This is a genomic window from Nitrospira sp. KM1 (assembly GCF_011405515.1).
Classification (GTDB): domain Bacteria; phylum Nitrospirota; class Nitrospiria; order Nitrospirales; family Nitrospiraceae; genus Nitrospira_C.
Genome location: NZ_AP022671.1, coordinates 1,027,785 through 1,051,435, shown reverse-complemented (window position 1 = coordinate 1,051,435; position 23,651 = coordinate 1,027,785). Strand labels below are relative to the sequence as shown.

At 54.4% G+C, this 23,651-nt stretch carries 26 protein-coding genes, 1 tRNA gene and 1 pseudogene; 20 read left to right on the top strand and 8 right to left on the bottom strand.

Annotated features, from left to right (window positions below; translation table 11 throughout):
• Nucleotides 1-296 precede the first annotated feature (296 nt).
• The gene (locus W02_RS04985) at nucleotides 297-881 is read left to right on the top strand and encodes a sugar O-acetyltransferase (RefSeq protein WP_173045380.1); all 585 of its coding nucleotides are present in this window, start codon (nucleotides 297-299) and stop codon (nucleotides 879-881) included.
• A gap of 165 nt (nucleotides 882-1,046) precedes the next feature.
• On the opposite strand, the gene W02_RS04980 is transcribed toward W02_RS04985, so the two are convergent.
• Complete coding sequence (locus tag W02_RS04980; protein WP_173045378.1) at nucleotides 1,047-1,316, bottom strand: hypothetical protein; 270 nt, start codon at nucleotides 1,314-1,316, stop codon at nucleotides 1,047-1,049.
• Between the two features lie 727 nt (nucleotides 1,317-2,043).
• Here W02_RS04980 and W02_RS04975 point away from each other — a divergent pair.
• On the top strand, nucleotides 2,044-2,667 hold the full coding sequence (locus W02_RS04975; protein ID WP_173045376.1) for a helix-turn-helix domain-containing protein: 624 nt from the start codon (nucleotides 2,044-2,046) through the stop codon (nucleotides 2,665-2,667).
• Between the two features lie 834 nt (nucleotides 2,668-3,501).
• Here the strand turns inward: W02_RS04975 and W02_RS04970 are convergent.
• The 3 genes and pseudogenes from W02_RS04970 to W02_RS22015 all read right to left on the bottom strand — a co-directional run bounded on the left by W02_RS04970 (nucleotide 3,502) and on the right by W02_RS22015 (nucleotide 5,446).
• Nucleotides 3,502-3,591 (bottom strand) — tRNA-Ser (locus W02_RS04970).
• Between the two features lie 225 nt (nucleotides 3,592-3,816).
• Nucleotides 3,817-4,635 (bottom strand): annotated as a pseudogene (gene xerC, locus W02_RS22020) (tyrosine recombinase XerC); the annotation flags it as partial.
• A 553-nt stretch (nucleotides 4,636-5,188) separates the two neighbouring features.
• Nucleotides 5,189-5,446 carry a helix-turn-helix domain-containing protein gene (locus tag W02_RS22015; protein ID WP_173045374.1) on the bottom strand — a complete coding sequence of 86 codons (258 nt, stop codon included), beginning with the start codon at nucleotides 5,444-5,446 and terminating at the stop codon, nucleotides 5,189-5,191.
• A gap of 727 nt (nucleotides 5,447-6,173) precedes the next feature.
• Between W02_RS22015 and W02_RS04950 the strand changes: the two genes are divergently transcribed.
• Genes W02_RS04950 through W02_RS22010 form a run of 3 tightly spaced genes read left to right on the top strand, consistent with a single transcriptional unit; the run spans nucleotide 6,174 to nucleotide 7,065 of the window.
• Nucleotides 6,174-6,425 carry a type II toxin-antitoxin system Phd/YefM family antitoxin gene (locus tag W02_RS04950; protein ID WP_173045372.1) on the top strand — a complete coding sequence of 84 codons (252 nt, stop codon included), beginning with the start codon at nucleotides 6,174-6,176 and terminating at the stop codon, nucleotides 6,423-6,425.
• Nucleotides 6,422-6,802, top strand: a complete 381-nt coding sequence (locus W02_RS04945) for a type II toxin-antitoxin system VapC family toxin (RefSeq protein WP_090899549.1) — start codon at nucleotides 6,422-6,424, stop codon at nucleotides 6,800-6,802. The genes W02_RS04950 and W02_RS04945 overlap by 4 nt, the downstream gene beginning before the upstream one ends.
• 50 nt (nucleotides 6,803-6,852) lie before the next feature.
• Entirely contained in the window at nucleotides 6,853-7,065 is a 213-nt protein-coding gene (locus W02_RS22010) for a type II toxin-antitoxin system RelE/ParE family toxin (protein WP_173051367.1), read from the top strand.
• A gap of 127 nt (nucleotides 7,066-7,192) precedes the next feature.
• Here the strand turns inward: W02_RS22010 and W02_RS21740 are convergent, their stop codons facing one another.
• Nucleotides 7,193-7,447, bottom strand: coding sequence for a BrnA antitoxin family protein (locus W02_RS21740; RefSeq protein WP_173051366.1), 255 nt, complete (start codon nucleotides 7,445-7,447; stop codon nucleotides 7,193-7,195).
• A 437-nt stretch (nucleotides 7,448-7,884) separates the two neighbouring features.
• Between W02_RS21740 and W02_RS04930 the strand changes: the two genes are divergently transcribed.
• The 4 genes from W02_RS04930 (at nucleotide 7,885) to W02_RS04915 (ending at nucleotide 9,796) form a co-directional block, all read left to right on the top strand.
• Complete coding sequence (locus tag W02_RS04930) at nucleotides 7,885-8,163, top strand: type II toxin-antitoxin system RelB/DinJ family antitoxin (protein WP_232068651.1); 279 nt, start codon at nucleotides 7,885-7,887, stop codon at nucleotides 8,161-8,163.
• A 3-nt stretch (nucleotides 8,164-8,166) separates the two neighbouring features.
• Nucleotides 8,167-8,436, top strand: coding sequence for a type II toxin-antitoxin system YafQ family toxin (locus tag W02_RS04925; protein ID WP_173045369.1), 270 nt, complete (start codon nucleotides 8,167-8,169; stop codon nucleotides 8,434-8,436).
• Nucleotides 8,437-9,062: 626 nt separating this feature from the next.
• Nucleotides 9,063-9,305, top strand: coding sequence for a hypothetical protein (locus tag W02_RS04920; protein ID WP_173045367.1), 243 nt, complete (start codon nucleotides 9,063-9,065; stop codon nucleotides 9,303-9,305).
• A 62-nt stretch (nucleotides 9,306-9,367) separates the two neighbouring features.
• Nucleotides 9,368-9,796 carry a hypothetical protein gene (locus tag W02_RS04915; protein ID WP_173045365.1) on the top strand — a complete coding sequence of 143 codons (429 nt, stop codon included), beginning with the start codon at nucleotides 9,368-9,370 and terminating at the stop codon, nucleotides 9,794-9,796.
• An 89-nt stretch (nucleotides 9,797-9,885) separates the two neighbouring features.
• Here W02_RS04915 and W02_RS04910 read toward each other — a convergent pair whose 3' ends face one another.
• Nucleotides 9,886-10,701 carry a hypothetical protein gene (locus W02_RS04910; RefSeq protein WP_173045363.1) on the bottom strand — a complete coding sequence of 272 codons (816 nt, stop codon included), beginning with the start codon at nucleotides 10,699-10,701 and terminating at the stop codon, nucleotides 9,886-9,888.
• Between the two features lie 399 nt (nucleotides 10,702-11,100).
• Between W02_RS04910 and W02_RS04905 the strand changes: the two genes are divergently transcribed.
• The gene (locus W02_RS04905) at nucleotides 11,101-11,664 is read left to right on the top strand and encodes a hypothetical protein (protein ID WP_173045361.1); all 564 of its coding nucleotides are present in this window, start codon (nucleotides 11,101-11,103) and stop codon (nucleotides 11,662-11,664) included.
• Between the two features lie 125 nt (nucleotides 11,665-11,789).
• Entirely contained in the window at nucleotides 11,790-12,644 is an 855-nt protein-coding gene (locus W02_RS04900; protein WP_173045359.1) for a hypothetical protein, read from the top strand.
• 357 nt (nucleotides 12,645-13,001) lie between these two features.
• Here the strand turns inward: W02_RS04900 and W02_RS04895 are convergent, their stop codons facing one another.
• The gene (locus W02_RS04895) at nucleotides 13,002-13,964 is read right to left on the bottom strand and encodes a GlxA family transcriptional regulator (protein ID WP_173045357.1); all 963 of its coding nucleotides are present in this window, start codon (nucleotides 13,962-13,964) and stop codon (nucleotides 13,002-13,004) included.
• A 104-nt stretch (nucleotides 13,965-14,068) separates the two neighbouring features.
• Between W02_RS04895 and W02_RS04890 the strand changes: the two genes are divergently transcribed.
• The 9 genes from W02_RS04890 (at nucleotide 14,069) to W02_RS04850 (ending at nucleotide 22,539) form a co-directional block, all read left to right on the top strand.
• A complete protein-coding gene (locus tag W02_RS04890; protein WP_173045355.1) occupies nucleotides 14,069-14,371 on the top strand; it encodes a putative quinol monooxygenase in 303 nt (100 codons plus the stop codon).
• A 48-nt stretch (nucleotides 14,372-14,419) separates the two neighbouring features.
• A complete protein-coding gene (locus tag W02_RS04885; RefSeq protein ID WP_173045353.1) occupies nucleotides 14,420-15,205 on the top strand; it encodes a chlorite dismutase family protein in 786 nt (261 codons plus the stop codon).
• A gap of 725 nt (nucleotides 15,206-15,930) precedes the next feature.
• Entirely contained in the window at nucleotides 15,931-16,203 is a 273-nt protein-coding gene (locus W02_RS04880; protein WP_173045351.1) for a helix-turn-helix domain-containing protein, read from the top strand.
• A 96-nt stretch (nucleotides 16,204-16,299) separates the two neighbouring features.
• Nucleotides 16,300-16,911 carry a cytochrome P460 family protein gene (locus W02_RS04875; protein ID WP_173045349.1) on the top strand — a complete coding sequence of 204 codons (612 nt, stop codon included), beginning with the start codon at nucleotides 16,300-16,302 and terminating at the stop codon, nucleotides 16,909-16,911.
• A 72-nt stretch (nucleotides 16,912-16,983) separates the two neighbouring features.
• Entirely contained in the window at nucleotides 16,984-18,465 is a 1,482-nt protein-coding gene (locus W02_RS04870) for a YdiU family protein (protein WP_173045347.1), read from the top strand.
• A 55-nt stretch (nucleotides 18,466-18,520) separates the two neighbouring features.
• Nucleotides 18,521-19,030, top strand: a complete 510-nt coding sequence (gene msrA / locus W02_RS04865) for a peptide-methionine (S)-S-oxide reductase MsrA (RefSeq protein ID WP_173045345.1) — start codon at nucleotides 18,521-18,523, stop codon at nucleotides 19,028-19,030.
• Nucleotides 19,031-19,297: 267 nt separating this feature from the next.
• Nucleotides 19,298-19,774, top strand: a complete 477-nt coding sequence (locus W02_RS04860; RefSeq protein ID WP_173045343.1) for a c-type cytochrome — start codon at nucleotides 19,298-19,300, stop codon at nucleotides 19,772-19,774.
• Between the two features lie 640 nt (nucleotides 19,775-20,414).
• On the top strand, nucleotides 20,415-21,362 hold the full coding sequence (locus W02_RS04855; protein ID WP_173045341.1) for a hypothetical protein: 948 nt from the start codon (nucleotides 20,415-20,417) through the stop codon (nucleotides 21,360-21,362).
• 673 nt (nucleotides 21,363-22,035) lie between these two features.
• Complete coding sequence (locus tag W02_RS04850; RefSeq protein WP_173045339.1) at nucleotides 22,036-22,539, top strand: group 1 truncated hemoglobin; 504 nt, start codon at nucleotides 22,036-22,038, stop codon at nucleotides 22,537-22,539.
• Between the two features lie 194 nt (nucleotides 22,540-22,733).
• On the opposite strand, the gene W02_RS04845 is transcribed toward W02_RS04850, so the two are convergent.
• A complete protein-coding gene (locus W02_RS04845) occupies nucleotides 22,734-23,636 on the bottom strand; it encodes a DUF72 domain-containing protein (RefSeq protein WP_173045337.1) in 903 nt (300 codons plus the stop codon).
• Nucleotides 23,637-23,651: the final 15 nt, after the last annotated feature.

Below are 23,651 nucleotides of genomic sequence, written 5' to 3'. Positions count from 1 at the left end.
ATCGAGCATTCATAATAACTGTGAGATTTCGCACTATGCACTCAGTGCGCAATCAACTATCTGTTTACCGTTCGAGATAGCGGAGGCTTCACGATATCCTGCTTCCATGCCAGGGCTAGCCTGGAAAAAGGTTGCCATCTCTCGGTCTTTCTCAAGACGTAACGAACAGGTTACTGATTCTCCCTTCAACGTCCGATTCAGACTGTCATCCGGTATGTCATACAGCTAGAGGTTGATATGATGACCTCTTTCATACAGTGTCTTCCATGATGGATGATGAGAGAGAAGGAGGCGGCATGTCCAAATCGAAATCTGCACAGGCGCTCACGCAATCCGAGGTAAGTGAAAAGACAAAGATGCTTGCAGGCCGGCTCTATCGGGCAGAGGGACCGGAAATCGCCTCGGATCAACTACGGGCCGATCGATTGTTGCGTGCGTATAATACAACGGGGGCGGATCAGACGGAGCAACGCTTGACCATCCTGAAAGAGTTATTGGGCTCGATAGGGCAGGGAGTTATTCTGCGCCCGCCATTCTTCTGCGATTACGGCTACAACATCAGTCTGGGTACAGGAATCTTTGCGAACTTCGGTTGTGTGTTTCTCGATGTTGCCAGGATAGACATTGGTGACGATTGCCAGATCGGACCGAACGTTCAAATCTTGACGGCGGACCATCCGAGAGATCCGGCGTTGCGAAGAGAGCGTCTTGAATCTGGCAGACCGATCTGCATCGGGAGAAATGTGTGGATCGGGGGCGGGGCGATCATTCTACCCGGCGTGACGGTCGGCGATGACGCCATTATCGGAGCAGGCAGCGTGGTTACCCGTGATATCGCGCCCGGTGTGACGGTCATGGGCAATCCGGCCAAGAGTCGATAGGTGCTCGGATTACGCGCTCAAGAAGCGGCAAAGTCGTCCGTCTAACAATGAGGCGGTGCTTCAGAGAAGGGTGCTTCAGAAGTCACTTCAGGAAGGTGCAGCGCTGAGAGATTCATTGAAGGAAGGCCCTCCAGCAGAGTGGCACCCCGATGGACTGCAGACAGGTCATGAGGCGGAGGCCTTAGAACTAGCACCGCCCATTTCCTCCAGCATTTCTTTCCCCTGGTTGACCACCTCTGTAAATGTTTCGTTGACCCGTCCCGAGACAGACTCCACAGCATCTCCGATGCGTTCCGTATAACCGGGCAATTGCTCGGGTGAGTCCGCCGCGGACTGCGTCGTGAGTTGTGGGTCGGCGACGGAGACAAGAGCCGCTCCAATGAGAAATGCCAACACAATTTCGAATGAATCTCCATGACCCTGATCATTGTTCATGACGATGTGCCTCCTTCGTGAGCGCGAGACTCACTGCTGCTAACCGGCTCCGGACGGTCTCCGTGCCGCTACAAGACAAATGTACAGTATTACTGTACAGATATTTTTACATGCTATTCAAGGGATCTTCGGCTGTCTGCTTGATTATTTTCGAGTGGACAAGAAATCGGTAATAGTGTCCTATGTGCGACTACAAAGGACACTGTATTTCGCGGAGCAGCACTCGAGCCTCTCGCGAGACAGAATGTGCCGTACGTCATCGTCGGAAGAATTGAAGCAAAAGATTCGCAAATCGCGCGGCCAGGCGGTGTCCACCGAGTGCTACTATTTGAGTTATCGCCAGGATGAGAATCTCGGCAATGAGGTCGCTTGATATCGCGCTGTCTCCGTGGAAACAGACATGGTTTCCATGCATCCCATGCAAGCGTCGGCGGTCGGAACCCAAGTGAGTATGACATCGTTTGCGTTGGTCCACGATGTCGTGCACTATCGTGCACTATTATGTATAGAAAAAGGCAGGATGGACCATGAGATGGCTCGTCCTTTGGGGGAACTACATATTGCTGGAGAACGATCTACTCAGGGCAGTGGCTCGGCATAGATGGGCAATGCTTACTTAAGATCGCGTACTCTGCAGGGAATGCTTGTGCGACTCCAATCGGTATATCAACAACTCTTCAATGTTTCTTCGTGAGCGAGCTAACAATGTAGATTTCAAAGGGTGATTATGCCGAAACAAAAGAAAGAGGGAAGCCGACGTGCATCAGCCGGCCGAGCGAGCCACAAAGAGGGTGGTCCAATCGAGCAATCTCTCGGTGCGGCGATTCGGCGGCTTCGGGATACACATCGGCTGTCCGTGCGAACACTGGCCAGTAAGTGCGGATTTTCAGCCAGTTTCATTTCGCAAGTTGAATTAAATCAAGCTTCGCCATCCTTGTCGTCTCTCGAACGCATTGCAGCCGGACTTGGGGTCACGCTGGGAGAATTCTTTCAGGCGGCCGAGCCCCATGCTCCGGCCGTCATCAAAGCCTCACAGCGACTTATGCTCCAGAGTGGATGGTCGCGCTCACAAATCGAGTCGTTAGGTCCTGCATCGACAGGCAGTAGGTTAGAGGCGTTGTTGATCACGATACGTCCGGAGGGATTCAGCGGAGGGCGGCTCCACTCCCGAGAGATAGAACTGTTCGCCATCGTTTTTTCTGGAGAAGTGTGGCTTCAGCTGGATGAGAAGACAAGTCTTCTTCGACGTGGCGATGCCATCACTATCCCGGCCGGCACCCCCCACCGTTGGGAGAACAAAGCGCGCAAGGCCGTGCAACTCGTCATGGTTATTCCTCGTATGGCGCACTGACATGCATGTGTTCGTTTGTAAATTGGTATATGGCGGCCACCAATGCGGCATGCTCTTCCTTAACCGTGAGTGACGGGCATTCAACCCAGGCAATCATACGGGTCTCCTATAGCTCTGATTCGCCTCAAGTCGGAAAAGACGTCGGGCAGGGTAATCACCTCATTTACCGGCGGTGGCGCTCTGTCACCTAAGAACGTCCAGTCGAATTTCAGGTCTTTTTAGCCGTCAGTTCCAAAAGCATTCCCCCCCAATCGTTCTATATATTCCAAGCAGAAATCCTGCGTACAACAGGGGAGCGATTGGGAGGGAGCCATGGAAGGAAATGAATCTTCCCGGGTTCATGAGTCACTCCCCTCATCACACCGCAATGTTCCAGCTGAAGCACCTCACCGGTGGTCACCGTATATAAGTTCTATCTGGAATGCTGACGAAGCTGAAATTGCACTCAAGGAGATCGCAAGATCTTGGCTTATAGTGGTCGCCATTTCTGCCGTTCTGAGCCTGGTTGCGTTTGCGTTGTTTTAGACCTCGAATCGAATGGCATCGGCCTAATGCTCTGGTGAACGCACAGAAGAAATATTTAAGAACTTCGCATGTCGATAATATGATAGGGGTTACTTTATTGTGATCCAACGATTCCCCTGACCAAGCCAACAACGTCGTGAGCCTGTCATTCCGCAAGCCAACATAACCACAGCGATGGGAGGACGACAAGAGACACTGAATCATTGTTCGAAGGTGGTGGACAGAGACTTGATGATCGTGACCGAACCGTGACCAGGTGACCATGAAGGAGGTCTGCTACGGGCAAGGTTGAGGGAACCTCCTGATATATGGCGGAGGGGGCGAGATTTGAACTCGCGGACCCCTTGCGAGGTCTCCGGTTTTCAAGACCGGCACGTTCGGCCACTCCGTCACCCCTCCGTGTCTTAGATTCGCTGTAAATTCAATTGTTTCGTTGGTAGGCGTCTGAGCCCCTTCTCGGTGAGGGTCCGGCTGGGGCGCGTTTTCTGGGTTAGTTAACCTCCTCGGACTTGTCTCCAATAGCTCATCGTCCAGACGCTGGACCTGGTGCCGATGGTCTCCCTCAAAGAGATGCGAGTATACATCCAACGTGATGTTGATGCTACTGTGACCGAGTTGTTGTTGGATATATTTTACGTTCGCATTCTGTTGAATCAACAGGCTGGCGAAGGTGTGCCGCAGGTCATGGAATCGTACCCGACGCAGCCCAGCCGCTTCGAGACAGGCGTAGAAGCCTTTCCTGAGGACCTCATTCGTCATACGGTTGCCATGTGGCGTCAAGAATACCCATTTCGGGAAAGCGTATCCCTTCATCGAGCTTTCAAGCTGAAGATTTTCTTTCAACTTGAGCAACTCGGCTTGTAACTGGGGAGAGAGATCTACGCGCCGAATCCGGTTGGTTTTGGTGGATGTCTCTTGCCGCCTGACAACATTATGCCGGACTTCAATGAAGGATCCCAGGAAGTCAATATCTTCCCATTGGAGGCCGATCAATTCTCCCTCTCTCATGCCTGTCCGTACGGCACAAAGGAAAAGCGGATAGAGAAACGAATACCGCTCCTTAGTGGTGGCAAGTAAAGCCTTGACCTCGATTGCGGTCAGCGGTTCGATATGGGCGCTTGAGGCCTTACATCCCTTCACGATCATCCCAACTTTGGACACAGGATTGGCGGTAACGGTGCCATCGTCAATGGCATGGTTGAACATTTCTCGCAGCGGAGTCAGGATATTCAAAATCGTCCGCTTCTTGAGCCCCTGGCTGTTCCAGGTGGCGACCAAGTCTTTCACATCCTTTCTGGTCACGTGATCCAAGGTGCGAGAGCCTAGGGCAGGGTAGAGGTGCTTCTTACAAACCTGCCGATAGCCTGAGGCTGTTGAGAATTTGCAGTTGTTATCCACGTAGGCACTGAGCCAATTCTCCATGTACCCTTTCAGGGTTGGCATGTTCTGTTCGGGTTGTGAAAAGACTACAGGACTGCCATTGACCTCGGCCCATCTGATCTTTGCCTCAATCTTCTTGGCAAACTCTACGGCTACTTTCTTGTCAGAGAACCGCTTCCTCTTGCGGCTGTTATTGTGGATGATGGAAACCCACCAGCCAGACTTTCCAGTTCGTTGTGTAACTTTGACTCCCAATTCATCCTCCTTGGATTAGACGTTTCTGCCTACAGCATGATTGGTTGACATGTTGTCACCATCTTTCTTCCTGCTCTCAGTCATCCATCCACACGTGGCGTAATGTTATAATGCTGGCATAATATCTAATGGCACTGCAACAACGCTATTGACGCCCATAGCAGGGCACAGTAGGGTGTGAACAATGAAATAGGATACCTCATCCAAGGAGCAGTTTAATCTCTGCATCGATTCTCGGTGAGCGATACAGACGAAGATCCTGCCCATTCAGCAAAAACGGCGACCACATGCCAGAGTGGAGGAAGCCGTTCGTGACCTTCTCAAGAAGTACAAGGTCAAAGGATAAACCTATGATGGGGTATTAGGCTACATCCGTCCTGTGCCGCGCCTCTTGCATCTCTCGTAGAGTATTTTCAACCAGAGCATCGATATCGACTTTTGTGACCTGCCGCCTGGTCAAAAACTGGTCAATATCCGTCGGACGAATAAGCACCTTGGTCCTATGGCCAGCTTGATAGCACGGTAAGCCATCAGCGAGCCAACGCTTGACCGTACGGGCAGAAACGCCCGCCCAGACAGCTGCTTCCTTCAGTGGGAGAAATCCTGGACGCTCCGTCATTCAGTGACCAATTAGGTAACGCTCAGCACCCTGCCGATGTGGCCTACTCAGTGAATCGTCTCGAAACGCTTTCCTAATAGTGATCCACTGTTCAGTCATTGCTCTCTCAGGCACTTATGAGAAGGTTCAGATTTTATAACCATACCGAAAAAGTAGGGGTGGCCAGAGAAGTGAAGGGACTCCGGTGTTGGTGCCGGCCGCGTTCCGGGAGGCACTCACCTAGGTCTGCAGAGCGGCGCAGTGGCGCACGATTGTCTGCGGAGGCACCGCGTCTCGAGACGCCGTGCCAGGTGAAGTCTGGCACCGTCGTGTCTCACAATGCGACTCGACCGTGCCGAGCCAATACCCGTCGCCCGTCAGGGGGTGTGGCACGCCCGAGGCAACCGTGCCAGTGAGGACGGTGTCACGCCTGCAGTCGTGCGTGACCACAGACTGGGGGGATTCTGTTGCGCCCCGGTGTCGGTGAGGGGCGCAACACGATGGTGAAAAGAGGTCGGTGCGCGAGTTGGTGTCTGAGTCCACTCATGGTCGAGATGGCTCTTCAGGGAGCATCGAGGAGCAGAGGTGCGAGTCTACTACCTCCATGACGGGAATCCGGATATCGAGGCGTGCCTCATGTTCAAGGATCATGATGGGCGCATGGGGGCGACCTCCTGTGCGCGGGAACGAATGGATTGACTCCCGCACCAGTCCGAAGTAGACTAATCTTAGTCCATGTGGGGGGTGTATGAAAGTTGCCACCAAAACGGTGAATGTCCATGAGGCCAAGACCCATTTTTCCAAACTCCTTGCCGCCGTTGCAAAAGGGCAGCGCATTACGATTTGCAAAGATGGAATGCCGGTGGCCGAGCTGGGACCGCTTGAGGCCAAGCTACCACGTCGCCGCTCGGGGCTTTTGAAAGGACGCGTGACCATCTCTGACGATTTTGATGCGCCGTTACCACCGGACATGATGGCTGCATTCGAGGCTGGGCCATGAACCTGTTATTAGATACGCACGTGTTTTTGTGGTTTGTGATTCAGTCTCCACGACTCTCGAAAACCATCTATCACCAGATCGAGACCACGCCCGTGGTCTATATCAGTGCCGCGTCCCTGTGGGAAATCGTCATTAAGATCCAACTCAACAAGCTTGCCGCGGATCCCAACGAACTCGCGGCGAAGATCGCGGACAGTGGGTTTCAGGAATTACCGGTGTCTGTGCTCCACACCCTGGCGCTTGAACGGTTGCCGCTGCATCATCGTGATCCCTTTGACCGTATCTTGGTGGCGCAAGCCCAGGTTGAACACCTGCGCATGCTCACGTGTGATGCGAGTTTGAAGCCCTATGGTCCGGTGTGTCAGATGCTTCCGTAGACCAACCGAGTGTGCATCTCGTCCCGGTCTGATCGAACGGATCACCGTGGATCCGCTCCATCGCGGCACATGTTCGAGGCAAGATCTGGGAGCTGCGTCCGGAATTGTCGGGGACTGAGTACCGGTTCTTTTATGCCGCATTCGTAAGGCAGCGGTTCGTCATCCTGCATGCGATCCGGAAGAAACGGCAGAAACTGCGAGAACGAGACATCGCCATTGCGGAGCAACGATACGAGGAGGTCACGCGCAAGGCGTCACGATGAAAACGCATAGACAGTACATCAACGAACAGATGAGGAAGGAGCCAAAATTCGCCAAGGCTCTTGCGAAGGCGGAGCAGGAAGTGGGGATTGCCGTGGAGCTGGCGAAGTTCATGTCGTCGCTCTTTCCTTACGCCGCATGGGGGCGCCGGCGCTTTGTGGCACGCGGTCGCCGCGGCCCCTGATGTTCCATTGCCGCACGGAGAATATAGTTGAGCCGTGTCTGGTACCCCTTGCCGGAGGCCTTCAGCCAGCGGAGCACATCCGCATCGAGACGTACAGTCACTTGTTGCTTCGCCGGTGGCCAGGCGACCATCCTGGCCTTCTTGAAAAATGCGTCATCTAATGGCGGGATATCGGAGTAGTCGATATCCTTATCCGTCATGCGGTCCAGTCGCTTCAGGTCGCTCTTGATCATAGGTTTTTTGCTCACGGCGATTTGCCTTTCTCATGGAGATGATGCGCGTCATGTCCTGCCCACCCGGGGCGTGAGCCATCACCATGATCCTCTTATCACGCACGTTCGACAGTAGCGACGTTTGTCGTGCCACGCAAGTCTACCATGCGGGTGGGTGCCTGGAGAATCTCGTCGTGCGCGAAGACCTCGGTAGGGGAGGAGGGCCGAGAGAGGAGCCCGCTGGTGCTTTGCGGGATCGGCCCCACCTGTATGATTTCTTCAAGGCTGTCAGAAACATAGTCTGTTGATCATTCCGTCGGTCTGTAGCAGGGTCTACTGTCACGTTCTAGTCCTTGACCTTCTTACACATGAGTAGCACAGAGAATCATCTTTCATTCGCACGACAAATGGCGTACAATAGGAGCATGAGAAAAGCAGGACAGACCGTAATGTCAGATCGCATCAATACTCGTATCGACACTGGTCTGAAAAAGAAGGCGGTGAAAGTCTTCGATCGACTCGGTTTGACCGAAGCCGAAGCCATACGCCTGTTCTATGCCCAGGTTGAACTCCACCAGGGTATCCCTTTTCCTCTCATGATTCCGAACGCGCACACGCTGGAGGCTTTTGAAGAAGCAAAGCATCCAGAGAAACTCCCCTCGTTCAAGAACTTTCGCGCACTCAGAAGCCGTACGGGCATCTAAGTCGTGCTGCTCCTCAAAACCACCAGCCGTTTTCTCAAAGACCTCAAGCTTGCCAAAAAACGGGGCTACGATCTCGACAAACTCGAAGCCATCGTTGATCTTCTTCAGGCCCAAACACCATTGCCTCCCAAGAACAAGGACCATACTCTTACCGGTGAGTGGATCCACCATCGAGAATGCCATATCCAGCCAGACTGGCTTCTGATCTACAGAATTGAGGCCACGTTCCTCATCCTCGAACGGACAGGCACGCACGCCGACCTGTTTGACTGACGGCGAGTGTGAACACGATCAGACGCCGTATCAACGGCCGGTGAGGCATTTCCAGGAAGATGGCTTGTTCTCGACCTCGCTGACGACTCGTTCATCCGGCTCAGTCAGTCGCGCATCTCAACGACTTCTCGCCTCCCATCACATGACAGTTCCCCTCCGGCCTCGCAGGCCGTTCGGTCTTCCACCACGTTCAGCGACTCCTGTGACATATGCATAGTCGCCTGCTGGCTGATAACCGCCACAAGCTCAAGATCATCTCGAAGCCGATTCGTTGACTCTCTTCCATCTTGGCGAACTGGCTTAGTCTCGGTCTCTCTGAAGCGGACCTTCTCGCCTCGTCCGTTGAATCTGCTCTGCCGTGCTGGTGATGAGCGGGGACCTGCTTATGGTTTCCGGTTCGGTGCCTGTGCGCATCCGGTCGCCGTCCTGGCTTTCCACCGGCGGGCTGCGTCGATCACGCCCGCGCGCCGCCTCTGAGGGCGCCCTTTTCCGCGGGCATTCCTCCGCTTCGCGCCCACCGGCCCACCAGGTGGCGGCGGCCTCTCTGGCTCCTTTGTCGTCGCTGTGTGGCCTCCACGCCTGGTGAGAGGCCAACACATCAACTCTAACTTAAAGGAGACAACACTATGGCACCTCAAGACAAGAAACCCCAGCCGGTCACCACGCTGCGATGCAGCCGCATCAAGGCGAGCATCTGGAAGAACGAGGGCATGAACGGTCCGTTCTACAACGTGACTGTGGCCCGCTCGTACAAGGACCGGGATGGGGTCTGGAAGAATTCCGACTCCTTCGGAGTCACAGACCTTGATGCGCTGATCGTCGTCGCCCAACAGGCGACACGCTGGATCGCGGAGCGGTCAGACCGCTGACCGTCACGGGAAGCCTCCGGCCCTCGCGCCGGGGGCTTCCTGCATCGGAAGAAAGGAACAGAATGATGAATATGTATCAAGCCTTTGCGACGGATCTGAATCAACTGCTCAATGGCGCACGTGCGGTGCGTATCACCGTGCCCGGCTACATGCCACTCTCGGTCGAGGAGATTGGATCCAGTGGAGAAGGATACCGGCTTGTGTCCTTGTGCCATTACGGCGAACAGAACGGCGACCTCATGCGAGATCCCGATATCGTGTTTCTGTTTCACAATGTACCCGATGGCATGGCAGCCGAACCGGTGTCTTTTTGGAATGACTACCTGGGGATCGTGCAAGAAGTCTATCGGTATGACGAGGCGGGCAAACACACCCATGTCCTGCCCACGTTGAAACAGGACTTGACGGAGTTTGCCGAGAGCTGGTTTGCCAATCTGAAGGATCAGGGCTTCTTTGCCTCTACTGCGGTTCGAGAGATCCTGTCCTCGTGATCTTATCGATCCATTCATGGGGCATGATGGGATCCCATCATGCCCCATCAAAATGGATACCCTAGGGCAGAACATCGAACCGGTGGGGCTTACCGCTTTGTGCCGAGGAAAAGATAGCTGGTGGTCCGGACATTGTTGAGCGCGGCAATGTACAGCCGGTTGGTCGCGGCATCGTACAAGGCCACCCCCGTGACCGTCTCGGTTCTCTGGCGACAGGCGCCCCCTCCGAATGTCACCGAGGTATGAAAGACGTTTCCCTTTCCCCGAGGAGACAAGGTCCCCGTAACGGTGCATCCATCTGTGGAATGACCTGAAAGCGTCCCGGTGGAATCCACGGTCACTGTGACCGTGGAGTTGTCGGCGCGGAGCCCAGCATAGGTCCCGGCGACCAGATTCAGGTTTGGGGCAGGCTCCGAGTCCACATCATAGGTACTCGTGAAGCTCTCTGTGTCGCCAGTGACATACGCGATCGTCGCGAGGAAGCTCTTGTTCGGAACATAGCTGCCATTCGTTGTCGCTGAGCGAAGGCCCGCGCCTTCCAGATTGAAATCCCTGGTGTTCGAGGAACCGAAGGAGCCAGAGTGGGACGTGCCAGTTCCCTGCACCAGTCCAGCCAGAATGTTGGGATGGTCTCTTGCCGTATAGAACAGCCAGTAGAAGCCGTCCTCGAGGACCAGTCCAGAAACGGTGCGACCTGTGGGCGTCACCCCCGTCCAGCGACCTTCCGCCGAGGTGGCCGTGGGCTGCGGTAGAGAAGCAACGTTGCTCTCGCTATACCCCCCGCCACAGGCGGCGGGAGCGAACCCACTATTGAAGCAGTTGGCAAAGCTGCCACAGGCCACGAGCCCGCTCATCAAGCAGATGGCCAAAAGGCATCGAAGAACGTTCGGCCCGGTCATGCGCATGGTTGTCGCCTCAATAACGCACAGGCGGTGCCTTGTGTCTCAGGATAACAAGAAGAGCATCTCCTTCACATGGGGGAGCCCAGAATGGCTGGAAACCATACCAGCTGATCGGGGGTGCCGGCATACCCGGCCTGCCTGAGGCTCCACCGACCGGCCGATCCGGGGCCCATTTCTGACGTCCTTAGCCCAGTGCGAACGGTTGACCGGTGGTCTTAGATCCGTATCGTCGTAGGCATGGTGTAAGGCCGATTTTAGGAGGTTGCAGGATATGGCTGTTGCCCGTAGTTGTCTTACATTATGGGTTTATCGTATCCTTGTGCGACTGTTCTGTGACCCTCCGATAGCCAGACTTCGACACCGGTTTGGTGAGGGGCGCGGGGTGGCCAAATTTAGGCTGGTATGGGTGAGTTGATGGGGGAGCGGGCGAAACGGACGACCACGGTGACTGTGGATTTGGGGGAACTGAAGGTGCCCTGGCAGGCCTGGTGTCAGGCCCACGGACTCACACCGAGCCATGCGTTGCGGAACGCCATTCGGCAGACCATGGATCGGAGAGCCACCCCGGCCCCTACGCCTCGGAGTCGTGTCACCCCGAAGCGAGAACGGGCGATCGCTCGCATCGAACTGAACCTGACAGCCTCAGAGCTCGCCGCCCTGAAGAAGATGGCCGGTCAAGAAGGCTATGTGCCGACGAAATGGCTGGTGGCGATGGTCCGCACCAAGTTGACCGGGCAGCCACAGGTCGGACAGCCGGAATTGGAGACCTTGGCCCGGTCGAATCAACAACTCCTCGCCTTGGGGAGGAACCTGAACCAGATTACCAAAGTCTTGAATACCGCGCCTCAGAACCGAGCCGCCTTTCGGGTTGAAGTCATCACCGAACTCTCTCGCGTGATCCAGGCCCATACAAAGAAGGTGTCCGATGTCTTACGCGGGTCCGTGGACCGCTGGCATCTCCAATGAGTTCAACAGGCAGCCAAATTGACCAGAAGTTGGATGAGTGGGGGAGTCGGCTCTTCAATGTCTCAACGGAGACCCTCCCGCGACCGCGTCGCAGCAGGAATGTTCGTCTGAGTTTCGCTAAGTTCGTGAGTACCGGCGGACGGCTCAGCACGGCACAGGCTCGTGCGACCTATGTGCGGCAGAAACTTCAGGCCATGGTTCGCCGTTCGCCACAAGTCGTGGTGAAACTCGTTAGGGCACCGAAGGGGATGAAGGGCATCTCGAACAACCTCACCTACATTTCGCGTGATGGCCAGCTTGAGATCGAGGATCAAGGCGGCCAAGTGATTGTCGGGAAGGAGGCCGTGGCCGATCTGAAAGCTGAATGGCGCGATGGCGGGATGCCCATCGCGGCAGACTCGACGATGCGCGACGCCTTTCACCTCGTCCTCTCCATGCCGACCAGGACCGATCCATTATCAGTGCAGCGGGCGGCCCGTGACTTCGCCACACGGGAGTTCTCCGGGTTTCAGTACGCAATGGTGCTTCATACCTTCGAGACCGATCCGGATCCCCATCCCTCTCCACATCCACATGTGCATTTGACGGTGAAAGCCGCAGGTCTTGATGGAGTTCGTTTGAATGCCAGGAAGGCCGATCTGCAGCGCTGGCGGGAGGGATTTGCGGAGGCGTTACGGGAGCATGGCATTGAGGCCACGACGACAAGCCGAATTCACCGTACGACACAGGAACGGTGGAAGGTTCAGCATCTACGTGATCGCACGACCGAGGCGAAGGTGCTCGATCGTCAGCGACGAGTCACCCACATGCCGAGGAAGCAGCGGGAGGTCATGCACCACTACGAGCAGGTTCTGAAGACGCTCGCACGATCTGATCAAGGAGCAGACCGGCAGCTCGCTGTGGATCTGGTGCGCTATCTCGGGGGACGAGGCCGTACTCCGGACATGGAGCGGAACCGAGGAAACGATCGTGACCGATAAGGTCGTTTTCTATGTAAGTGGTAACCTCTGTAACAACTTCCAAGCTCGTATAAACTATTCTGCTCCTCTCTTCTACTGCTGATGTATAAAGACGGTTGGATATTCAGTTAATCTGAGGACCAATGGGCCGACTCAAAGTATTTTTGGGAATTGTCGTTGGATGCATTCTAGTACTCGTGCCGGTTCTGGTTTTCGCGCAAGCCGAAGATCAACCAGCTCGCCGAGCAACCCTATCCGTGAGTGGCAATGCAGATGAGTCGCTGCCTCGGAAAAGTGGATTGTCTCTCCATTATTCTCTGCAAGTACCTTGCTTCATAAGTGGTAAGTTATGAAACAACCTCCAATCTTGCACAACTACTAGGCCCGTGCTCTCAGCTCACGTACGCCGCGTCCAATTTTCCGTTGGATGAGGGTTCGCAACGTGGCCCCGCTTGCATAGCCTACCCGGTCGGCAATCTGGTCCACACTATGGTTGCTGGTCTGTAGCAGATGGACGGCGCGCTCGACACGAAGATCCTGGAAATAGGCAAGCGGAGATTTCCCGATCACGGCGTGCAGCCGACGCGTCAATGTTCGTGGACTTGTCCTCACGGCACGGGCGGCATCATGGAGCGAGAAGCCGTCACCCAAACGACGGCGGGCCCATCGTTCGAACCGCTCCACAAATGGATCTGCGTGAGCCAGGTGGTCAGGAATGGCGAAGGTCGCCTGCATTGGTCTCGAGTCAATTACAAGGTAACGGGCAGTCAGGGCCGCCAATGCGGGACTACGGTGGCGCACGAGCCACAATGCTAGATCGAGATGCGCCAGCGCGGCTCCGGCAGTGATGAAGGGTGACGAGTGGACAATCATACGCGACTCGTCCAGTACTACCTGGGGATACCGTTCACGAAAGAAAGGAGCCAGCCACCAGGAAGTCGTCGCATGATGGCCGTTGAGTAGGGAGGCCTCTGCAAGGATAAACGTGCCCGTGCAGGCAGCCCCAAGCATGGTGCCCCGCTGGAACCAGTGCCGCAGGAGGCTTTGTGCGTCCACGATCTCTCGTTGGTCAAGAAGGCGGGACAACGTATCGGGCATCTTCGCCCCCACGGCCGGCACCAGGGCGATATCGGGATGAGCCAGTCCCGTTGCTCGTCTTGCCGGGATCGACAGGCCGTGACTCGTGGTCACTCGGGATCGGACACCCACGATGGTGACATCGAAGCGCGTCGTCAATGCTTTCGAAGATGCTGCGAGTTCATTTGCCACGCTGAAGGTATCAAGAAGAGTAGATAAGCCAGTATCGAAGGTGTTCTGTAGTGCCACGATGTAAATTCGCATGGCGAGAACTGTAGCATAATTGGCATTATTGCCAATAGACCAATCCTTAACTCACATGCTAGGATGCGCATAGCAATTAGTTAATTTCTGAAAGGATGGAAAACATGGTACGAGTGGCATTGCTAGTGCGGTTGGAGGCCAAGCCAGGCAAGGAAGCGGAGGTGGCTCGCTTTCTCGAAGGTGGCCTTGCCTTGGCAAATCAGGAAGCCGCCACACCGATTTGGTTTGCCCTAAAGTTAGGGCCAACCACATTTGGCATCTTCGATGCCTTTGCTGACGAGGCGGGGCGTAAAGCGCACCTGGCTGGGCAGATTGCGGCCGCCCTGATGGCGAAAGCTCCTGATCTGTTGGCTAAACCCCCACAAATCGAACAAGTCGATGTGCTCGCCGCGAAAATTTCACACTAAGCGGGACCGGTTCCGACAATGGGACAACCTTATGCCTAAGGAGAAGTGATGCGACAGCGATCTATCCTCGCCGTGATGGTTTTGACTTTCATGCTTTGTGCGCAAATAGCTGGTGCTGAAGCGGATCGGGAGAAGTTATTGAAGGAACCCGGGATCTATGCCACCTTCGCCGTCTTCAAGGTTGGGGACGAGTGGTGGAAACTGGATCGCGATGCCCGGACGAAAGCCGTGGCGGAGGCAAAAAGTGTGTTCCAGAAGTATTCAGAGCAAATGACCATCGATACGTACTTGCTGCGAGGATTATCTGAGAAAGCTGACTTTTTCCTGAGGATTCACTCCAAGGAAATGAGTCACAACCAGAATGTTCTGATCGACTTCATGGGCACGACGTTCGGGAAAGCGTTGAAGAACACCGACACGTTCAACGGGATTACAAAGGCGTTAAATTATGTCCCGAGTTTTCCTGAAGAGTTGAAGACTGAACTGAAGACTCCTCCACCTCCGAGCAGTCCGTATGTCCTGGTGGTTCCTATCCGCAAAGATGCTGAATGGTGGATGATGCCGCACGATCCGCGTGCCGCTTTGATGAAGGAGCATACGGATGCGACAGTGGCATATCTCAAAACCGTCAAGCGCAAGCTGTATCATTCCAGCGGGCTGGATGACCTGGACTTCATCACCTATTTTGAGACGGCAAAACTGGACGACTTCAACAATCTGGTGATCGGCTTATTGAAGGTGAAGGAGAATCGCCATAATAAGCGGTTTGGTGATCCGTTGTTGTTGGGGACGATCCGCTCCCTGGATGAAATCCTCGAAGTCTTTTCACGGTAAGGACGCACGGGAGGTGCCGTCGCTAGGCGACATGCCCCGACCGTGTTCTCATAGCACTGGTATGGCAACCCGCATGGGTACAGGGACACGGGGTTCCCTCTGTGCGGGCATTTAGGGATTTTGGCAGCACTGGCCTGACCGTAAACCCGATAGCATGTAAACAGAACAGGCTTGGCGTGGGATCTCCTGAGGGATGAGGGAGGCAATTGCTACTCACCGGGCGATCTGAGGAATGATCATGTTGATGCATTTCTCAAATGCCGAGTCGAGGGGGCTACTTTTGTTTCTTGTGGGCTGCGTTGTCTTCTGATGAGGATGGCTCAGGTACTGTATTTTCATCGGAGACATGACTGCCTGATTCGATTGATGTACGGACTAGGTGTGACAAATTTGTGTCAAAACTCTGTTGAAACAGACAGAAAGGATGGAATACAGTGGAACCAACGGAAAGGCCTAAGTTACCGATATCACAATTAAATTGGGGAAACCGTTGCAATAGCGAGCACTTGTCAAAAACCGTTCTTTCGATCTTTCAGAATGCAGAATCGGCAGTCGCAAATGGAACGGCCACTGTGTTGGAGCTTGATCGAGTGAGTATTGAAAGAGCCTCTCAGGCCGATGCAAATCTGCGGCAAGGACTTCTAGAAACCTATGGTCACCAGCTGCACTTCCTTGATCGTCGGTTGCAGTGGCAACTAACTTCGCCGTTACAAAGGCGGGTTGCAATGACACTCGTTGACTTGATGTGCTTCGAGGGGCAGCCCTGCAACCATGGCGTCGGCTATATCGTGGACGTTCGAATGACCCATGAGGAACTCGCTGAGCTTGTCGTGGCGTCCCGTCCCAATGTGAGTGCCATTATGAAAACCCTGCGTGACCAAGACATTCTCTCCTACACGAGGGGCTACGTGTGTGTGCGAGACCTTGACGCTCTCAGCCGAATCGTCACACTTGATGCTATTCCTGCCAGGGATCTACCGAATTTGTCGCCTAGATGACAGAAGTCTTGGCGAGCCAAAGTGTATTCTTATTTCACCATTTCGATACTCTTAGTGCTGGGTAATCATAACTATCATTAGGTAAAGGGAGGGATCATGAAGAAAATGCTTTTGGGAGTTGTTGCTATTGCATGTGGGGCTCTGTGGCTGACCGGCTTATCCAATGCGGAGCAAGAAGGACCGTTTGCACCGAATGTCGATACGGCTACGGGGGCGCTCCGCGTCCCGGATAACTACAGAGACTGGCCCACACTTGGCACCTGGGCTCACGCCAATGCGGATGAGAAACTGGAGAAAAGTGGTCCGGGCCTTCATGAGTATCACACGGTGTATACGCAGCCCTCAACGATTGCCCACTATAAAAAGACTGGGCAGTTCCCGGACGGCGCCGTACTGGTAAAGGAACTCTTAAACGCAGAGACGATGGCGATGAGTACCGGGCTTGCAGTCGGCCATGCTACCACCGTCAAGGGCTGGTTTGTGCTCGTGCGTGATACAAAGGGACGGTATAAAGATTCGAAGGTGTGGGGAGACGGGTGGGCCTGGGGGCTCTTCAACAAGGAAGACATGACTCACTCTGTCACGAAAAACTATAAAGCGGAATGTATCCCCTGTCACATGCCTGCTAAGGGATTGGCCCCTGCACACGCAGCTGAAGCCGACAAATGGATCTACACGCTGGGCTATCCGGTTTTACAAAAACAATAGCCCGAGATTGAGGGCTGCCATTGTGAGCCTTGAGGGGAGAGGTTGACTGGTGGCGATGTCATACAGATTTTCATGATGGATACGCTTATCCAGTTTGACAATACCTATGCCAGGGAACTCGAAGGTATGTACGTTCCCTGGCAACCTACTCCGGTGCCCTCTCCAAAGCTTCTTCGCTTGAATACGGACCTAGGTATTCAACTGGGTCTACCGATAGAAATACTGAATGGCCCAGCAGGTAGTGCATTCCTTTCTGGAAACGAAACGCTGGTCGGAGCAACACCGATCGCCCAGGTCTACGCAGGTCATCAGTTCGGGCACTTCGCACCGCGACTCGGTGATGGCCGGGCGCTGCTCCTCGGTGAGGTGGTAGACAAGGATGGTCTACGCAGAGATTTGGCTTTAAAGGGGTCTGGACCAACCCCCTTCTCTCGTGGTGGAGATGGAAAGGCAGCGGTAGGTCCGGTCCTTCGGGAATACCTCATCGGAGAATTCATGCATGCCATGGGTATTCCGACCACACGCGCACTTGCCGCGGTCTGGACAGGCGAATCAGTTTTTCGTGAACGTCCACTGCCGGGGGCTGTATTGACGCGCGTCGCGGCCAGTCATCTGCGAATCGGCACCGTTGAATTCTTCGCGGCCCGTGAGGAACCACACCAGGTACAACGACTCGTGGATTATGCAATTCGACGGCACGATCCTCAGCTCGCCGACCATCCTCATCGGTATCAGGAATGGTTCCGGGCCGTGGCTGATCGACAGGCGAGTCTTGTCGCGCACTGGATGTTGGTTGGTTTCATCCATGGCGTGATGAATACGGACAACACAACGATCTCCGGCGAGACCATCGATTACGGGCCCTGTGCGTTTATGGAGGCATATGACCCGCATGCGGTGTTTAGCTCGATCGACACGCAGGGTCGGTATGCCTATCACAACCAGCCGCACATTATACGTTGGAATTTAGCACGTCTTGCCGGAGCCATTGCTCCGGTGATGACCAATGGCTCACGAGAGTCTAAGGTTGCCCCGTTTCTCGAGATTTTAGAAACGTTTCCCGCTCGCTATTATGATTATTGGCTTGCAGGCATTCGGAAGAAACTTGGCCTTGCGACAACGGAGGAGGGAGACGACGTACTGGCCAATGAATGGTTGGCATTGCTCCACGCACGAGGCGCCGATTACACGCTCGCCTGGCGATACCTCGTCGACGCAGCGGAGGGTAACGACCGTCCCCTTCAGGCGGTGTTTCGTGAGCCTTCAGCACTCGCAATGTGGTTGAGACAGTGGCGCATGCGTCTCGACCGCGAGTCCTTGAAGACGGAGGCGCGGGCTGCAGCAATGCGACGCGTGAACCCGTTGTACATTCCTCGAAATCATCGCGTTGAAGAAGCGTTGGCTGCCGCCACGGACAATACGGACCTTGCACCATTCGAGCGGCTGTTGAAAGCCGTCACTCGACCGTTTGATGAAGACCCTGAACTGGACGCCTACGCCACCCCGGCTCCTGCTGAGGTGACGGCCTGCTATCAAACATTCTGCGGTACGTGAAAACGTCGCAGCGGCGGTCTCTCCGTCCTGTGAGATGATGATTAAGGAGCGTTATATGAGTCAAACAGAAACGGTCATATTGGCCGGTGGGTGTTTCTGGGGGATGCAGGGTCTCATTCGCAAGCTGCCAGGAGTGCTTTCAACCAGGGTAGGTTATAGCGGTGGCGATGTGCCGAACGCCACCTATCGTCGTCATGGTACCCATGCAGAGGCGATTGAAGTCGTGTTTGACCGTGACAAGCTGGCGTTCCGCACTCTACTGGAGGTATTTTTTCAAATTCACGACCCGACCACACTGAATCGCCAGGGCAACGATGTGGGCATGTCCTATCGATCAGGAATTTACTACACGTCCGATACTCAACGCCGAACAGCAGAGGAAGTCATCGCCGATGTCGATGCGTCGGGCCTTTGGCCCGGCAAGGTGGTGACGGAGGTTCGGCCCGCAGGTCCATTTTGGGTGGCGGAACCTGAACATCAAGATTATCTCGAGCGAAATCCCCACGGATATACGTGCCACTTTCCAAGACCTCATTGGAAGGTACCGTCTCGAGCGGTTTCTTGATGAGAGAGGTCATGTCATTCGGTGTGAGGGGACTGGCGGCAATCATCGAGCCATTCTATCCGAAGCCTGAGAGGGCCGGGCATCCGCCGGTGGGCGTCGAACGCACACTCCGCATCCTTTGCCGATCATGATCGAGAGGTAACTCCGGAGTACCACAAATGGAAAGTCGCACGGAGATCAAGCATCACCCTGACGACTGATACAGATCGAAGGTGCTCGGACTCAACAGGATGCCTACTAAGGCTTCTGTAATAAAAGGAGTGCACGATGAATTCAATGAGGACAAAACAGAACGTGATAGCAACGATGGCCGTGATCCTCTGGCTTATCCCATTCACCCAGCAGGCTGTAGCGGCCGACTCCGAAGGGGGGCAAAACAGTTCCTGTGTTCAGCCGAGGAAAACTGCCAATGCTCCAGAAGACATGTTAGCTAAGACGAATCCGCTTCCTGCTTCCAGCGACGTCCTTCAGGTGGGAAAAGGATTGTATCTTCACGACGCGAAGCCGATGGCCTGCGCGCTGTGCCACGGCAAGCGGGGAGAGGGGAAAGGACCGGTCAGCGGGGGAATGATGCCGCCGGCGCGCGATTTCACATGCAGTGCGATGATGCGCGAGATTTCTGACGGGCAACTGTTCTGGATTACCAAGTACGGTTCTTCAGGGACAGGGATGATGGCGTTCCCGGATTTATCGGACGAGGAAGTGTGGAAGCTTGTTCATTATGTGAGAAGCCTCGCAAAATAAAAGAGGCCTCCTGATATCCGTAACTCAAGACTTCGCTTGAGAAGCGGCGAACCCTCATCGGGCTTCGGCAACCATAGCTATTCAAAGAACTGCAAGGCCGACCCCAGGTGGAAGAGGGTTACTGCTCGCCTACCCACAGCTGCATGTCAGGCATTCTCAAGACCATGTTTGTTCCACTGAAACCAAGCTGCGAATTGATTTCAGCGGGGGCATTCCCCTCAGTGAATACGAGAAATTTGAACTCCTTGTCTTATAAGTGACAGAAATGTGTGCGCTTTCCCTATAAAGTACGAACCAAGCCTACAACGCCAGTTTGCATTTATCTATTACAAGTAAACGAGGGGGGTATTGCGTGCGATGAAACTCCCTGTTGGGCCTCTCCTGCGTACAAGATTTGAGGAAAAAGTGAATACCAGTGCAGGCGCTATGTGTATTCGGACAGTCGTGTGAGGCTCTCGCTAGATCCAGGGGCGAATGGTTCGGCATTAAAGAATGCTTTCAATACAAATTGGTGGCGTGCGTGAAAGTACAGCTAATTAGATGGTGTGGGTGGCCGTTCCTGGTGTTGTTGCTGCTGTGCTCCCAGGCCCAGGCTGAAACTGATATGAGCTTGGACGCCTCTGAGATGAAGGATATGAAGATGGACGTCGAGTCTGAATCAGGATGGCATGTTGGCGGAGAGATGAATGCGTTCTATACCGATGACGTTGCGCTGTTCTCGGCGTCTCAGCGATTGTCACTGCAAGAGGATCCTACACAACCGGTCATTCAGACCACCGGTCAAGGTTCAAGCGGGGTGTTTGAACCCGTTGCCCACCTCACGCGATCATTGCAATCGAGCTGGGGGAGAACCGACCTGACGGCACGAGCCCAAGGGTTTGTCTTTACCGACCAGGCCGCTTTTTCTCATGGCACGTATGGCGCGCAGCTGACTCAAGCACTTCCAGGAGGAGAGACTATCTTCCGGATGCGGTATCACTACGGTCCGCACCTCTTCTTGGGCAATCACGGTCCCGGTGAATTACGATCATCGGATCGTGGGGGTGAGTACGTCACGACACACTTTGGAACGGCAGAACTGGAGCGTAAGCTACTCGAGAATGTCACCATTCGCGGGTTAGCTCGATACGGAGACCGATCGTACAACGAGAGCTTTGCGCATCGGAATACTCGCTTTTGGACTCTTGGGACACATATCATGTGGGAAATCAAGCCAGGAATCGGATTGGTGGTCGGATACCACTACGAGCGAGGGCTGGCTGACGGGAGACACAATCCACAAATTGGAGAGGACATCTCCTATGTCACACACTATGTCGAAGCGGAGTTGGAGGCGCGTTTCACGGATAAACTCACCCTGCTAGGAGGCTTTGATCTTGAGCAAACCAACTACACGTCGGGTTTGCCTGGTGATGACTTTCTTGGCGCGCGCGAAAAGATTTACCAGGGGGAAGTGTTGGCACGATATCAGTTGACCGAGGCGCTCGCACTTTCGATTGGGTATCTACACGGACGATGGAAACTCAGTTATGAAGAAGAAGCAGCCAGAATAAACACCGTCACCTTCGGAAGTCTGCTTCGGTTCTAATGACGCGGGAGTTCCCCACCTGGGAGGGTGGGGGTGTGAGCCAGGAGCCGTCTGTTGCTCGCCTGGTGCAAAGATGGCCGTCGATGAAACTCTGTGATGGGCATCAGCGAAGTCACGATTCGCCCGTATGTACGGCACCAGCGCGAGCAGGAGACGGGTCAAGCGTAGCTTGAATTGTAAGGAGACCCCGCCTGTAAGGGCGGGGTTCTTCATTTCACATGGGTTATGTCTGACCCTCTTCCCCTGCGATAGGCTGACCGTCTCCTAATTTCACAGGCCTCTGTAGAAGGACGAGCCTGATGAAATCGGGCCACTCTATGCATTGCAGTAGCCGAGGTACTAGAACCTGCTTTGAAAATGGAGGCCTAAGCCATTGCGATCGTTCACGCTGTATCGTTCTCCATACACCACACACCACCGTGTGCGAAGATCCAAGGCTGGCATTTTCATAACACAGGGTGAGCCAATCGCTCATCATATGGTTTGGCAGAGTGACACCGTTCGCTTCATCATCAGAGAGTTCTGTGGGATTTGATCGAATAGTCGGTAATCTCGGCATGATCTCTGTATTCGGCTTTGTCATCTCCATGACAGATATTTCCTCGATAAACATCTACAGATGCCTATGTAGTTTTCGTAGGTTCCAAATCAATTTTTCTAAAGGGGGTATGTCATGGCTATAACAACGAGTGCACGGACAGCATGTAAGGTCTTCGTCGTATCAGCAGCACTTGGAGGTCTGCTTGTGTTCGTAACCGGCAGTCCTCGATCTGCTACAGCCGGTTCCCCTCCATCTACACAAGCGGGGAGTCAGAAAACTCTCTATGAACGCCTCGGTGGGTACGACGCCATCTCCGCTGTGGTCAGTGACTTTGGGAACCGGCTCTTTGCTGATCCCAAACTGGCGTCATCCTTTGGAGGATTGCCACCTGACAGACAGGCGCGCTTCAAACAATTGAACGTGTTAATGGTCTGTGCAGCAACCGGTGGCCCCTGTACGTATATCGGGCGGGCCATGCCAGCCACGCATCAGGGAATGAAAATCACAGATATACAATTTGATCAGGTGGCAGCACACCTCGTCACCACGCTTGACAAGTTCAAGGTGCCACAGCCTGAGAAGGGTGAGCTCCTTGCAATTATCGGCGGGCTACGTGGAGACATTGTCGGGAAATAGCTTCTAGCCGGCGACAAGGGCTGAGCGACACGAGCGCTCAGCCCTTCTTGTCGGGATCTCCAGCTCCGGCCTCGGCGTTTCCCTTGCCAGCACTCCCTGACGCCTTTCAACCTTGTGCGGCTCCCCAATCGGATGCACAATGATCACAGACGCCCGCGAGGTATGGGGAGCAGAAAAATGGAAATAGGCAAAGCTCATGTCTCCGCCACTTGGAGCGCATTCCGTAGAGCTTGTATTGTGAGGGGAGCATTCCCTTCGCTGCGGTTATTCACCAAAACATAGGCCGTTCGCTTCTCTGCCATCACTTGTTTCACCAGTTCCACCGTCTCTCGCCGCATCTCTGGCAGCTCTTCCACAATCTTCGTATACGGCTCCGCTCGTTTCTTCGCTGCTTCATAGGACATCTTAAGCGGCGTGAGGAGACGCAGGACCGTGAAGGGCGCCGTGAAGCGCTCTTCCATCCGTTGGTGCTGGTCCCGTAACGAAGGCATGTAGGACCAATAATTGTAGACATGGGCGATGCCGTGATTCTCCAAGACGTTGCGATAGTCCTGACCCAGTAACCCCGCGTTACGGATTTCAACCGCATAGCGAAAGTCCTGGGGGAGTTGACCAAAAAACGTATTTAGGCGCGAGCAGAATTCCTCACTCGACATCCCGTGCCGTTGGAATTCAAACAAGAATGGGCCGGTGTGTGGCTCGAACTTGGCTTCTCGATAAGGTGTGAGCACGAGATCATTGAAGAGCTTTGCATCAAGAAATCGTTGATTCGGTTGTCCAGCCTTTGTGCCATACCGAGCCTGCTTCGCGTAAGTCGGAATGGTGATCTCCTCCCACACCTTGAAGCACATCTCAAAGTCTTCGGGGATCTGATTGAGATAGTGTCGCAGTTGGTTGGCTGTCGGTGGACGGTAGAACGTGGAATCATTGCCGACCGTGCGAAAGCACGGGTCACCGTTGTGGAGATACTGACAATACTCGCCCAGGCATTCCCGCGCAAAGGTCGTCTTGGCATACTTCTTCAAGTAGACCTGGCCTTGCCAGCCTTCATAGGTCCAGGTGGAGGTCCCGAAGCGAATGAAGGGAGAGAGGAGCATGGGGTGAGAGTGTAC

What these genes read in the sequence shown, in the direction of transcription:
- W02_RS04880 (WP_173045351.1), top strand. Translation starts at nt 15,931, where the DNA reads ATGACACTCGTTGACTTGATGTGCTTCGAGGGGCAGCCCTGCAACCAT.
- W02_RS21740 (WP_173051366.1), bottom strand. Translation starts at nt 7,447, where the DNA reads ATGACGGATAAGGATATCGACTACTCCGATATCCCGCCATTAGATGAC.
- W02_RS04870 (WP_173045347.1), top strand. Translation starts at nt 16,984, where the DNA reads ATGATGGATACGCTTATCCAGTTTGACAATACCTATGCCAGGGAACTC.
- W02_RS04975 (WP_173045376.1), top strand. Translation starts at nt 2,044, where the DNA reads ATGCCGAAACAAAAGAAAGAGGGAAGCCGACGTGCATCAGCCGGCCGA.
- W02_RS04910 (WP_173045363.1), bottom strand. Translation starts at nt 10,701, where the DNA reads ATGCGCATGACCGGGCCGAACGTTCTTCGATGCCTTTTGGCCATCTGC.
- W02_RS04845 (WP_173045337.1), bottom strand. Translation starts at nt 23,636, where the DNA reads ATGCTCCTCTCTCCCTTCATTCGCTTCGGGACCTCCACCTGGACCTAT.
- W02_RS22015 (WP_173045374.1), bottom strand. Translation starts at nt 5,446, where the DNA reads ATGACGGAGCGTCCAGGATTTCTCCCACTGAAGGAAGCAGCTGTCTGG.
- W02_RS04860 (WP_173045343.1), top strand. Translation starts at nt 19,298, where the DNA reads ATGAATTCAATGAGGACAAAACAGAACGTGATAGCAACGATGGCCGTG.
- W02_RS04905 (WP_173045361.1), top strand. Translation starts at nt 11,101, where the DNA reads ATGGGTGAGTTGATGGGGGAGCGGGCGAAACGGACGACCACGGTGACT.
- W02_RS04930 (WP_232068651.1), top strand. Translation starts at nt 7,885, where the DNA reads ATGAGAAAAGCAGGACAGACCGTAATGTCAGATCGCATCAATACTCGT.
- W02_RS04950 (WP_173045372.1), top strand. Translation starts at nt 6,174, where the DNA reads ATGAAAGTTGCCACCAAAACGGTGAATGTCCATGAGGCCAAGACCCAT.
- W02_RS04875 (WP_173045349.1), top strand. Translation starts at nt 16,300, where the DNA reads ATGAAGAAAATGCTTTTGGGAGTTGTTGCTATTGCATGTGGGGCTCTG.
- msrA (WP_173045345.1), top strand. Translation starts at nt 18,521, where the DNA reads ATGAGTCAAACAGAAACGGTCATATTGGCCGGTGGGTGTTTCTGGGGG.
- W02_RS04915 (WP_173045365.1), top strand. Translation starts at nt 9,368, where the DNA reads ATGATGAATATGTATCAAGCCTTTGCGACGGATCTGAATCAACTGCTC.
- W02_RS04980 (WP_173045378.1), bottom strand. Translation starts at nt 1,316, where the DNA reads ATGAACAATGATCAGGGTCATGGAGATTCATTCGAAATTGTGTTGGCA.
- W02_RS04890 (WP_173045355.1), top strand. Translation starts at nt 14,069, where the DNA reads ATGGTACGAGTGGCATTGCTAGTGCGGTTGGAGGCCAAGCCAGGCAAG.
- W02_RS04895 (WP_173045357.1), bottom strand. Translation starts at nt 13,964, where the DNA reads ATGCGAATTTACATCGTGGCACTACAGAACACCTTCGATACTGGCTTA.
- W02_RS04985 (WP_173045380.1), top strand. Translation starts at nt 297, where the DNA reads ATGTCCAAATCGAAATCTGCACAGGCGCTCACGCAATCCGAGGTAAGT.
- W02_RS04920 (WP_173045367.1), top strand. Translation starts at nt 9,063, where the DNA reads ATGGCACCTCAAGACAAGAAACCCCAGCCGGTCACCACGCTGCGATGC.
- W02_RS04885 (WP_173045353.1), top strand. Translation starts at nt 14,420, where the DNA reads ATGCGACAGCGATCTATCCTCGCCGTGATGGTTTTGACTTTCATGCTT.
- W02_RS04850 (WP_173045339.1), top strand. Translation starts at nt 22,036, where the DNA reads ATGGCTATAACAACGAGTGCACGGACAGCATGTAAGGTCTTCGTCGTA.
- W02_RS04945 (WP_090899549.1), top strand. Translation starts at nt 6,422, where the DNA reads ATGAACCTGTTATTAGATACGCACGTGTTTTTGTGGTTTGTGATTCAG.
- W02_RS04855 (WP_173045341.1), top strand. Translation starts at nt 20,415, where the DNA reads ATGGACGTCGAGTCTGAATCAGGATGGCATGTTGGCGGAGAGATGAAT.